Origin of the sequence: Levilactobacillus paucivorans (genome assembly GCF_001437125.1) — a bacterium.
Classification (GTDB): domain Bacteria; phylum Bacillota; class Bacilli; order Lactobacillales; family Lactobacillaceae; genus Levilactobacillus; species Levilactobacillus paucivorans.
In genome coordinates this window covers 69,736-80,882 of record NZ_JQCA01000038.1, presented here as the reverse complement: position 1 = coordinate 80,882, position 11,147 = coordinate 69,736, and the positions used below count along the sequence as shown (strand labels likewise).

The 11,147-nt window shown below is 47.3% G+C and carries 9 protein-coding genes and 1 other annotated feature; of the genes, 6 read left to right on the top strand and 3 right to left on the bottom strand.

Going from position 1 to position 11,147, the window contains the following annotated elements:
• Window positions 1-46: 46 nt before the first annotated feature.
• On the bottom strand, window positions 47-733 hold the full coding sequence (locus IV54_RS03875; protein WP_057878084.1) for a hypothetical protein: 687 nt from the start codon (window positions 731-733) through the stop codon (window positions 47-49).
• 361 nt (window positions 734-1,094) lie between these two features.
• Here IV54_RS03875 and IV54_RS03870 point away from each other — a divergent pair, with 361 nt between their 5' ends.
• The gene (locus tag IV54_RS03870; RefSeq protein ID WP_057878083.1) at window positions 1,095-1,466 is read left to right on the top strand and encodes a hypothetical protein; all 372 of its coding nucleotides are present in this window, start codon (window positions 1,095-1,097) and stop codon (window positions 1,464-1,466) included.
• Between the two features lie 128 nt (window positions 1,467-1,594).
• Here the strand turns inward: IV54_RS03870 and rpsD are convergent, their stop codons facing one another.
• Together rpsD and IV54_RS03860 are read right to left on the bottom strand one after the other, a co-directional pair.
• Window positions 1,595-2,200 carry a 30S ribosomal protein S4 gene (rpsD, locus tag IV54_RS03865; protein WP_057878082.1) on the bottom strand — a complete coding sequence of 202 codons (606 nt, stop codon included), beginning with the start codon at window positions 2,198-2,200 and terminating at the stop codon, window positions 1,595-1,597.
• 198 nt (window positions 2,201-2,398) lie between these two features.
• A complete protein-coding gene (locus tag IV54_RS03860; protein WP_057878081.1) occupies window positions 2,399-2,869 on the bottom strand; it encodes a GAF domain-containing protein in 471 nt (156 codons plus the stop codon).
• A gap of 162 nt (window positions 2,870-3,031) precedes the next feature.
• Here IV54_RS03860 and ezrA point away from each other — a divergent pair, with 162 nt between their 5' ends.
• The 5 genes from ezrA (at window position 3,032) to IV54_RS03835 (ending at window position 11,042) form a co-directional block, all read left to right on the top strand.
• A complete protein-coding gene (gene ezrA, locus IV54_RS03855) occupies window positions 3,032-4,789 on the top strand; it encodes a septation ring formation regulator EzrA (RefSeq protein ID WP_237756659.1) in 1,758 nt (585 codons plus the stop codon).
• Between the two features lie 184 nt (window positions 4,790-4,973).
• The gene (locus IV54_RS03850; RefSeq protein WP_057878079.1) at window positions 4,974-6,119 is read left to right on the top strand and encodes a cysteine desulfurase family protein; all 1,146 of its coding nucleotides are present in this window, start codon (window positions 4,974-4,976) and stop codon (window positions 6,117-6,119) included.
• A gap of 19 nt (window positions 6,120-6,138) precedes the next feature.
• Window positions 6,139-7,356 (top strand): tRNA uracil 4-sulfurtransferase ThiI, encoded by a 1,218-nt coding sequence (gene thiI, locus IV54_RS03845; protein ID WP_057878078.1) that lies wholly within the window; start codon window positions 6,139-6,141, stop codon window positions 7,354-7,356.
• Between the two features lie 206 nt (window positions 7,357-7,562).
• Entirely contained in the window at window positions 7,563-8,072 is a 510-nt protein-coding gene (locus IV54_RS03840; RefSeq protein WP_057878077.1) for a thiol peroxidase, read from the top strand.
• A gap of 23 nt (window positions 8,073-8,095) precedes the next feature.
• Window positions 8,096-8,309: a binding site (T-box leader), on the top strand.
• Window positions 8,310-8,375: 66 nt separating this feature from the next.
• Window positions 8,376-11,042: a valine--tRNA ligase gene (locus IV54_RS03835; protein ID WP_057878076.1), complete on the top strand. Its 2,667-nt coding sequence runs from the start codon at window positions 8,376-8,378 to the stop codon at window positions 11,040-11,042.
• Window positions 11,043-11,147: the final 105 nt, after the last annotated feature.

The following is an 11,147-nucleotide window of genomic DNA, read 5'->3' as shown; positions in this document are numbered from 1 at the left end:
GGCTTTCCCTTTTCAATTGCTTATTTTTCTATTTACACATAATTATTTAAACACTCGTTATGCTGGAGCGCGTGAGCTTGAATTTCTTAATCTTAGCATAACGTGTCGGCTTATATTGTGAACCCTTAGTGTGATAAACAAGCTGACTGTCTGCTGAGATCGAGACGAAAGGTAAAGTAAGACCTTCGGCGTTTGAGATAGGGTTGTTGGACTTAACAGATAAGAATGGACATAAAGCCAACGAATTGTAAGAAAAAGCATTAGCCTTAGTGTAGGGGTGTTGAGCGCCACCATTGTTATTTGATACTGGGAGACTTCTATTCCAATTTTTAAGCGTCTTAAAGACTAACTTTTGATTTTTTATACTCAGAGAAGTATTACTAATGGAAGTAAGATTACCCTTGCCGTCGCTATATCCAGCAACGATGGAACCCTTAGGCAAGGTTGTTGATTTATGTTTATGTCTGTATATATCGGTTATTTTTAAGGGCTTTTCCAGTTTGAAAGTTTGATAGTCACCCTGACGAAACTTGTGTGGAGAAACTGAATCATCAAGTGTTGAGTTAAGATTTCCCAGTTTTCGCATATCAACCTTATGGATTAAAGCATCGACATTTTTCCCGGTATTTACGAGTATTGCCTTTTCGGCGGATGCGCTAGTCACGCCTAAACTTCCTACAACAGCACCCAGTAGTATGAGCAGTAGGGTACTTTTTCTTTTTATTTTAAACAATCTAATTTTCTCCTAAATGATAGTTTCCCCTGAAACTTCCTATGACATTAGTATAACTCAATCTGAAGCTATTTTTGCTCGTTAAATTTTTGGGTGGCTAATGGGGCTCTCTAAACTTTGCCAATATTTAGTACGGGGGAAATAGGCTAATGTTTTCTGATTATGTGATGAAAAGTCGTAGACTATAGGTGTTTTCACGAAATAGCAGCGTCTTCTAAAACTAATAGAGCCTGACTACATTTGCTTGTTAATCATAAAATAACATATAGTAATATAAGAAAATACACATTATATGATGATATAAGCAAGCGTTAGCGCTATAATTAGACTGTTCAAATAATAGTTTAGGGGACTTTATATTATGAAGAAAACGTTGTTGGCAATGGCTTCGGTGCTTGTTCTGTTACCGGTTGTTGGAACGAGTACCATGGTGCAAGCGGCATCATGGCACAAGGGTTCACCAAAAATTGCTCGGGGAATGTGGACCGATAAAGCTAAATATCCCAAAGGTACAATGTATGACTATATTCACATTAGCAAGACTAGATTTGTAATGAGTGATAATGATCCCTTGCTAACTCATTTGCGGTACAAGAAGGTTGGAAAGCGAACCTATAAATTCCGCGGCTACGAGCCCGAGGCAAGAAAATATGAATCTACGCCTAAGATCCACTTTACAAAGCATAACCTTAAAATGCACCAATATGGTCATTACTTGCATTTGACTAAGTAGTATAAGAGCCACTCTATCCAAAATGGGTAGGTGGCTCTTATTGTTTTACTCTCGAATGATTTCAAACATAACAAAAAAGACTTGCCACAAGGACAAGTCTTTCTGTGAACCGAAATAAGAACTGCGTCTTACCGGTTGTAGTATTCAACGATAAGAGCATCGTCGAGTTCTGCATCTAATTCTTCACGTTGTGGCAAACGGGTAAGGGAACCTTCCAGCTTGTCAGCGTCGAATTGAACGTATTGTGGACGGCCAACAACGGCTTCCACAGCACCCTTGATAACAGCTAAGTCCTTGGACTTTTCACGAACGCTGATCACTTGACCAACTTCAACTTCGTATGAAGGGATGTCCAGACGCTTGCCGTCAACAGTGATGTGACCATGGTTAACCAATTGACGAGCTTGGCGACGAGTAGTAGCCAAACCTAAACGGTAAACCATGTTGTCCAGACGACGTTCGAGTAAGATCATGAAGTTAGTACCATGGGTACCTTCAGCGATCTTGCCGGCACGCTTGAACAAGTTGTAGAATTGACGTTCAGTCATGCCGTAAGTGAACCGGAGCTTTTGCTTTTCACGCAATTGCGTACCGTATTCAGATAACTTTTGACGACGACCTTGACCATGATCACCAGGTGCGTAAGGACGACGGTTTAATTCTTTACCAGTGCCGGAAAGGGATACCCCTAAACGACGGGAAATACGCCAGCTTGGGCCAGTGTAACGAGACATAGATAGTTCCTCCAATAAAATATTATTTGGAGTAAAATAAGCTGTATATAAGTTTAGTATTCGTGCAGATTGCTTTGCAGGTTTCACCGTATGCAGCCGCAGGTTACTTCCTGAACCAATGTAACGGCAACAATCTGTTGACGAGCTTACCACTTATCGCTGCATTATTTTACACAAACGCCATTATACCCAGGTTAACTAGGCTTTGTCAATGTGTTTCAGCAAAACCCGGGCGAATTCCTCGAGAACCGCCTGATCATCGGTCGTGAAACGCCCCTTGATGGGGGAGTCAATGTCGAGGACACCTAACTTGGTGCCATCGGCTAAGGTCAGCGGAACGACAATCTCGGAGTTGCTGGCGGAGTCACAGGCAATGTGACCGGCAAAGGCGTGGACGTCAGGGACCAACTGTGTTTCTTGCGTGGCTAGGGCAGTGCCACAGACCCCATGACCATTCTCAATGTGGACACAAGCTACGTTGCCTTGGAAGGGGCCGAGGATGAGGTCATCGCTGGCCGGTTGGTAAAGGTAGAAGCCAGCCCAGTTGATGTCGGTCAACGTTTGTTTCAAGAGAGCGGAGGCGTTGGCAAGGTTCGCCACAAGATTCGTTTCTTCATATAGAAGTGCATCGAGTTGCTCGGTAAGTAAGGGATTAATTTGGTCACTCATGAAAAGGCCTCCAATGTGATAAGCGTAAATAGTCGCGTATAGGTAAAAAGGTTAAGAGAATCGTGAAAACGTAGTGAAGCCTAGGCGTGACTTATGCTATAATCGAGATTAGATTAAATTGTAAGATGAACCGAGTGATTTTGCAACTCGTTAAACGTTGAAATGTGGATGAAGGATGGGGTCAATATGGTAGCTGTGCTAATTGGAATTGTCATACTGGCGATTATCGTGTATGCCGGTGTGCTGGTTTACCAGCAACGAATTCGCCGACAAGTCACGGCGTTAACCGCAAAAAAAGAAGCAATGGTGGAAATCCCACTGGAAGAAGAGCTCCATTTAGTGGGGCAACTCAGCTTGACTGGGCAATCAGCCGATCAATATGATGAGCTGAAGGCCGATTTTGTGGACATTAACGAAAATCGATTTGTGCGTATTGACGAACAGTTGACCCAATTAGATGCCGACTCGCGGGGGATGAACCTCCTGCAGCTTAACCAGCGATTGACCAAGGTCACCACTTTGGTCGACCAGACCCAGGAGCTCATTCAAACGGTGCAAGGCCAATTGACCCATTTACAAGAGGTCGACAAGCAACATCGCCAAGCCGTTAAGGAACTCGAACAAGAGTACCAAGGTTTACGGAAGACTCTGCTGGCCAAGAATTTTGCGTTTGGGCCTAGCATCGATGGTCTTGAGGAACAGCTGAGTCACATCGAAGATAACTTTGACACGTTCTCTCGTCTGACGGATGAAGGGGACCACGAACGCGCCGCCGATGTGTTGACGCAATTACAAGAAGACACGGAAAATCTAAAGGCCTTAATTAAGGCCACTCCACCCGTTTACAAAGACTTGACCGTGGTCTTCCCAGACCAGGTTAAGGAATTGCGGGCTGGCTACGACCAATTGACGGCGCAAGACTTTAAGTTCGGTGAGGCCGATGTACCAGCCCTAATCAAGGCGATTGAGGACCGGATTAAGGAGAACTTAGATACCTTAAGTCAATTGCGTCCAGACGATGCTAAAGTTGTCAACGACCGGATTGCCAAGCAGATTGACCAGGTCTACGATGTCATGCAGACTGAAATTGATGCTAAAGATCCCGTGGAGGCCAACTTGGATGGGGTCGCAAAGTTTATAGCCCATGCCCAGAATCAGAGCCACACGCTGCTAAGTGAGTTAGACCGCTTGGGTCAGAACTACACGCTGGATCATCAAGAACTGGAAACGGCACGTGAATTAAATGAACAATTACGGTCAATCGACGGCATCTATCAAAAGGATGTTCAAGATCTGGCGGCTAAGACGGCCACGTTCTCACAGGTGCTGGCACACCAGCAACAACAACAGAAAGATGTGCAACAGATTGAAGAACAACAGGGTCAAATCATGCAGAGTGTCGCCGGGTTAGCCGATGAAGAACGGCAGGCCCGTGACACGTTACAACAGTTTGATTTCAACTTACATAGTTTACGGCGTCAGGTTGAAAATATTAACTTGCCGGGGATTCCTCAAGATTATCTGGATTACTTCTTCGTCGTTCGTGACGAAGTGGCTCAGCTGGCCAAAGATATGGATCAGCCCCAGATTGATATGGAGCGGATTACCAAGCAGTTGTTGATTATTCAAACGGATTTGGACACCTTACAAGAGAAGACTGATGATCTGATCGACAGTGCGGAATTGGCAGAACAACTGCTACAATACGCCAACCGTTATCAGACGAGTCATCCCGATGTGGCTGCGGCCAGCAAGAAAGCTTCCGACTTATTCGAGACGGAACATCAATATGCCAAGGCGTTGGAAACCATTGCGACGGTCCTGGATGAAGTTGAACCGGGATCGTACAAGCGTCTTGAGGATGCTTACTACCAGAGCAAAGGCAAGACAGCGCCACACCGTGATGACACAACCGACTAAGTCAATCGGAAAGAGTTTGGGGACAACCTGAACTCTTTTTATTATGCCAAATTTTTCAGAGAGCAATCCCACTGAAACCGTAATCACGAGGCATGGGGCTTGTGATTGACGAATTTTGTGTTTATAATTAGTAAGAATTTCTATCGGAGTCGAACCAATAGAAAATAGAATAAGAGGGTTCAGTATGATTTATTTTGATAACAGTGCCACGACCAAAGCCGCACCGGAAGTGGTTGATACGTACGCCAAAGTTAGCGCGAACTACTGGGGAAATCCTTCTAGTCTGCATAAATTTGGGGAACAGGCTTTTAACCTGTTGGAACAATCACGCCAACAGATTGCCGATCTCGTCGGGGCCAAGCTCAGTGAGATTCTCTTCACGAGTGGCGGTACCGAAGGTGATAATTGGGCAATCAAGGGAACGGCGATGGCTAAGCGTGAGTTTGGCAATCACCTGATCACCACCGAGGTTGAACATCCAGCCGTTCACAATTCCATGGAACAACTGAAGCAACAGGGTTTTGAGGTCACGTACCTACCCGTCGATGAAAATGGACGGGTCTCTGCCGCCGACTTGCGGGCAGCGATCAAGCCTACCACGATCCTGGTCTCAACCATGGCCGTTAACAATGAAATCGGAGCGGTTCAACCACTCGATGAAATTGCCGATGTCATGCGCGACTTTCCTAGCATCCACTGGCACATTGATGCCGTTCAGGGGATTGGGAAAGGTTTAGCCGACAAGATCTTTAATGACCGGGTTGACTTTGTGACCTTCTCCGGGCACAAGTTCCATGCGCCTCGCGGTATTGGCTTTATGTACAAACGCCAAGGACGTCAAATCGCGCCGCTGATGGCCGGTGGGGGACAGGAACGGAATCTGCGTTCTGGTACCGAAAACTTACCCGCTATTGCCGCAATGGCTAAGGCCCTACGGTTATTACTCGACGGTGAGGATGCCAAGGTTAAGCGTCAACGCGAGATTCGTTTAGCGATCTTGCACCATGTTGAAGCCTTTCCTAACGTGACGATTTTCTCTAAGGACTTACCCGTGTTTGCCCCACACATTCTGTGTTTTGCAATCGCTGGTGTCCGCGGAGAGACGGTCGTGCATGCCTTTGAGGAACATGATATCTATATTTCAACGACCAGTGCTTGCTCATCCAAGAAGCACGTGGAGTCCAGCACGTTACAGGCCATGAAGGTCGATGATGGCATTGCCACCAGTGCCATTCGGATTTCGTTGGACGAACACAACACCATGGCGGAAGCCGAAGAATTTAACCGCGTATTTGACGAACTCTATACGCAATTTGAAAAGTTAGCCTAACTACGAAAGGGGTCGCGCAATGGAATACAGTGAAATTATGGTCCGTTACGGCGAGCTGTCGACGAAGGGAAAGAACAAGAAGGACTTCATCAAGCAGCTAGGCCAAAATGTTCGCAAAGCACTGAGCGAATTTGACGGATTAGAAGTTAAAGCACAACACGACCGGTTACACGTCACATTGAACGGGGCAGACTCAAGCGCCGTCATGGAACGCCTGAAGGGTGTCTTCGGGATCGAAAACTTCTCACCTTCTGTGAAAGTGGATAAGGACCTTGATGCCATCAAAGCAGCCGCGGTGGCCATGGTCAAGGAAGTCTTCGAACCCGGGATGACGTTTAAGATTAACACGCGTCGTCAAGACAAGGAATTCAAGTACGACACCTACCAAATGAATAACATCATGGGTGACACCATCTTGGATGGCGTTCCCGGAATCACTGTCCAAATGAAGCATCCCGATATTGAACTTCGGGTTGAAGTTCGGATGAATGGGGTTTACCTGTCCGGTAAGACCATTCAAGGTGCCGGTGGATTACCAGTCGGCACCGGTGGTAAGGCCGTGATGATGCTGTCCGGTGGGATTGACTCGCCAGTTGCGTCTTACTACGCCATGCGTCGTGGGGTTAAGATTGATATGGTGCACTTCTTCAGTCCGCCATACACGTCCGAACAAGCCCTGGCTAAGGCCAAGGAACTGACGGCTAAGTTGGCCGGTTATTCCGGTGGAATTCAGTTCATTCAGGTACCCTTCACCAAGATCCAAGAAACGATCAAGGAAAAGGTGCCCGAAGGTTATCTGATGACCGTTCAACGGCGGTTAATGCTCCGTTTGACCGTGGCGATTGCCGAAATGCGTCATGCTAAGGGGATCTTCAATGGAGAATCTCTGGGGCAAGTCGCTTCTCAGACACTCGACAGTATGCAAGCCATTAACGATGTGACGACGATGCCGATCTTACGGCCATTGTTGTCGCTCGATAAGACGGAAATCATCAAGGTTGCTGAAGACATCGACACCTATGATCTGTCTATCTTGCCATACGAGGACTGCTGTACCATCTTCACGCCGCCGTCTCCTAAGACACGTCCGGATCTGGAGAAGACCCGGAAGTATGAGGGGTACATCGACGTTGAAGGCCTGATGAAGGAAGCCCTTGATGGGATCGTCATTTCCGAGATTCGTCCTGGGGATAACTACCTGAATCAAAACGAAGATGTCTTCGCCGAATTACTTTAATTTGACGACAACCTTTAGATGGAACGCTCTGGGCTTTGGCCCAGGGCGTTTTTCACATTCTGTTGGTCTTCACCGAACCAGTTAGGTGGCTAAACTTGAGTTTTTCGTGATTTTATAGCAAAACGCTTGTCTTTGCCCCCCTAGTTGCGGGATAATTAAAACAGATATCGGTTCTACCGATAAACATCTTGAAGGGGTTGATCTGCGTGGAAGTTACACGGCTCGGCAATACATTTTCTCTCTCCGGCACGCTGCCAGAAGTAGGGGATCAGTTACCAAAGTTTAAAGTTTTTGATCAGAAAGACGTCAAGGTTAAAACGGCAAATTTGATTGGTAAAGTGACATTGATCAGTGTTGTTCCGGACCTTGAGACACCAGTTTGCACGTTGCAAACGCGGAAGTTCACCCAGCAAGCGGACCACTATCCAGCTGCTCGGTTTGCGACGATTTCGAACAATTCAATCGCCCAACAGACTGGTTGGTGTGCCGCCCAAGGCGTTGAAAACGTCGACCTGTTATCCGATGAAGAACTTTCCTTCGGTTACGAAATGGGTCTGTACGTGCCAAATTTGGGTAACTTGGCTCGTTCAATCTGGATCATCGACGAGACGGGTAAGATTGTTTACCGTCAGATTGTCACTGAACAGTCCGACGAACCCAACTACCTAGAAGCCATCGAGGCTTTGGAAAAATTAGTCCCACGAGTTGATCTTTAGGTCAAAATTGAGTAGACTAGTTAAAAATAGCTAGGAGCAAGTCAGTAGCGTTTGAGGGACTGTGCAGAGAGCCGGGGTGCTGAAAACCGGTCAGTCGTGAGACGTGAACGTAGCTTGTGAGCTGATGACCTGAACTTAAAGTAAGGTCATTCCGGAGCACTCTCCGTTAACAAAGAAGTTAAGTGGGGCATAAACGCCCAATTTAGGTGGTACCGCGAAGAACTCTTCGTCCTAATTTTTAGGATGGAGAGTTTTTTTGTGTCACCAACGCGTAGCTTAAGCACAAGAAAGGAAATGATTCTGATGGCAGACAAACAAGTTGATATGCCAACCAAGTATGACCCAACCGCCGTCGAAGCCGGCCGTTACCAGACTTGGCTTGATGAAGATGTTTTTAAACCGAGTGGGGATAAGAAAGCCAAACCTTACTCGATCGTTTTACCACCACCAAATGTTACTGGGAAGCTGCATTTAGGCCATGCCTGGGACACGACCTTACAAGACATGATCATCCGGCAAAAGCGGATGCAGGGCTTTGATACGCTCTGGCTTCCGGGGATGGACCATGCCGGGATCGCTACGCAAGCCAAGGTGGAAGCCCGCTTACGTGAACAAGGGATTACCCGTTACGACCTCGGCCGTGAAAAGTTCGTCAACAAGGTTTGGGAATGGAAGGACGAATACGCCGCAACCATCCACAAACAATGGGCCAAGATGGGGTTGTCCATGGATTACTCTCGCGAACGGTTTACCTTAGATGATGGCTTATCTGACGCCGTTAAGAAGGTCTTTGTTGCCTTGTACAAGAAGGGCCTGATCTACCGTGGTGAATACATCATCAACTGGGACCCACAAGCCCGGACCGCGCTCTCTGATATTGAAGTTATTCACAAGGACGACAAGGGTGCCTTCTACCACGTTAAATACCCATTTGCTAATCCAGATGACACGTTTAACGGCAAGCACTACATCGAAATTGCCACGACGCGTCCTGAAACCATGATGGGGGATACGGCCGTTGCCGTTAACCCCGATGACGACCGGTACAAGGAACTAGTTGGCAAAAAGGTTATCTTGCCACTGGCTAACCGTGAAATTCCAATTATTGCCGATCAATACGTCGACATTAACTTTGGGACAGGGATGGTGAAAATTACGCCAGCCCACGATCCTAACGACTTTTTAGTTGGGAATCGTCACAATCTCGAACGAATCAATACCATGAACGAAGACGCCTCCATGAACGAACGCGCTGGCAAGTACGCTGGCATGGACCGTTTCGATGCCCGTAAGGCCATGGTTGCCGATCTGGACGAACAAGGGTTAATGATTAAGATTGACCCAATTGTTCACGCTGTTGGACATTCTGAACGGACTGGGGTTCAAGTCGAAGCCCGGCTCTCGACGCAATGGTTCGTGAAGATGAAGCCACTTGCTGAAGCAGCCATCAAGAACCAAAAGGGTGACGACGCCGTTGACTTCGTTCCTAAGCGGTTCGAAGATACCTTCTTGCAATGGATGGAGAACATTCATGACTGGGTTATCTCCCGTCAACTTTGGTGGGGACATCAGATTCCAGCCTGGTACAACAAGAAGACTGGCGAAGTTTACGTTAACGAAGAAGCTCCTAAGGACATTGAAAACTGGGAACAAGATCCTGATGTCTTAGACACCTGGTTCTCCAGTGCGCTGTGGCCATTCTCCACGATGGGCTGGCCAAATGTCGATGCGCCGGATTACAAACGGTACTTCCCAGTAGATACCTTAGTAACTGGTTATGACATCATTCCTTTCTGGGTTTCTCGGATGATCTTCCAAAGTCTTGAATTTACCGGACGGCGCCCATTCAAGCACGCCTTAATCCATGGGTTGATTCGGGCCGAAGACGGTCGCAAGATGAGTAAGTCCCTGGGTAACGGGATTGACCCAATGGACGTCATCGACAAGTACGGTGCCGATGCCTTGCGTTGGTTCCTGTCTACCGGTTCAACGGCGGGCCAAGACGTTCGATTCAGTTATGACAAGATGGACTCCGCTTGGAACTTCATCAACAAGATTTGGAACGCCAGTCGGTTCGTCATCATGAACTTGGATGAAAACACTAAGCCAGTGGTTCCTGCAGCCGACAAGTGGGACCTGACCGACAAGTGGATTCTGAGCCGCTTGAACGACACGGTTAAGCACGTCACTGAAATGTTCGACAAGTTCGACTTTGGTGAAGCTGGCCGTTCCCTATACAACTTTATCTGGAACGACTTCTGTGACTGGTATATTGAAATGAGTAAGGAAGTCTTGAACGGCGACGATGAAGCCGCTAAGGCGACTAAGCAAGACCTACTGGCCTACGTCCTAGACCAAACCTTGCGTCTGCTCCAACCGATCATGCCATTCGTGACCGAGGCTATCTGGCAAGCGATGCCACATGACGGCAAGTCCTTAGTGACTGCCGCTTACCCAGTGGATCACCCAGAATTTAGCAATGCCAAGGCGGAAAGCGACATGACCAGCCTGATCGACTTGATCAAGGCTGTTCGGAATATTCGGGCCGAAGCCAATGCGCCAATGTCCACGCCAATCGACTTGCAGATCAAGACCAGCAATGCCAACCTACAGAGTGTCTTCGAAGGCAACCGTGACTTTATCGACCGGTTCGTTCACCCGAAGGACTTTGAAATTGGTGCTGACCTGACCGCGCCTAAGCTGGCCATGACCGCTGTGATTACGGATGCCGAGGTTTCCGTACCATTAGCTGAATTGGTTGACTTGAACGACGAGGCGGCACGTTTGGACAAGGAGGTTGCTAAGTTTACTGCCGAGGTTCAGCGGGCTACTAAGAAGTTAGGTAACGAACGCTTCGTGGCCAACGCGCCAGAAGATGTGGTTAACGCCGAACGAGAAAAGCAAGCTGACAATGAAAAGAAGTTAGCTGCCACGCAACAACGTTTAGCCGACATCAAGGCCCAACTTTAAACTTAAATCACGTGAGACTGAAACAGGGTCTTAATAAATCACCATCTCCGTTGGGGGATGGTGATTTTTTTCAACTGATCCCCTTACTAGTACTAACGAAAAATG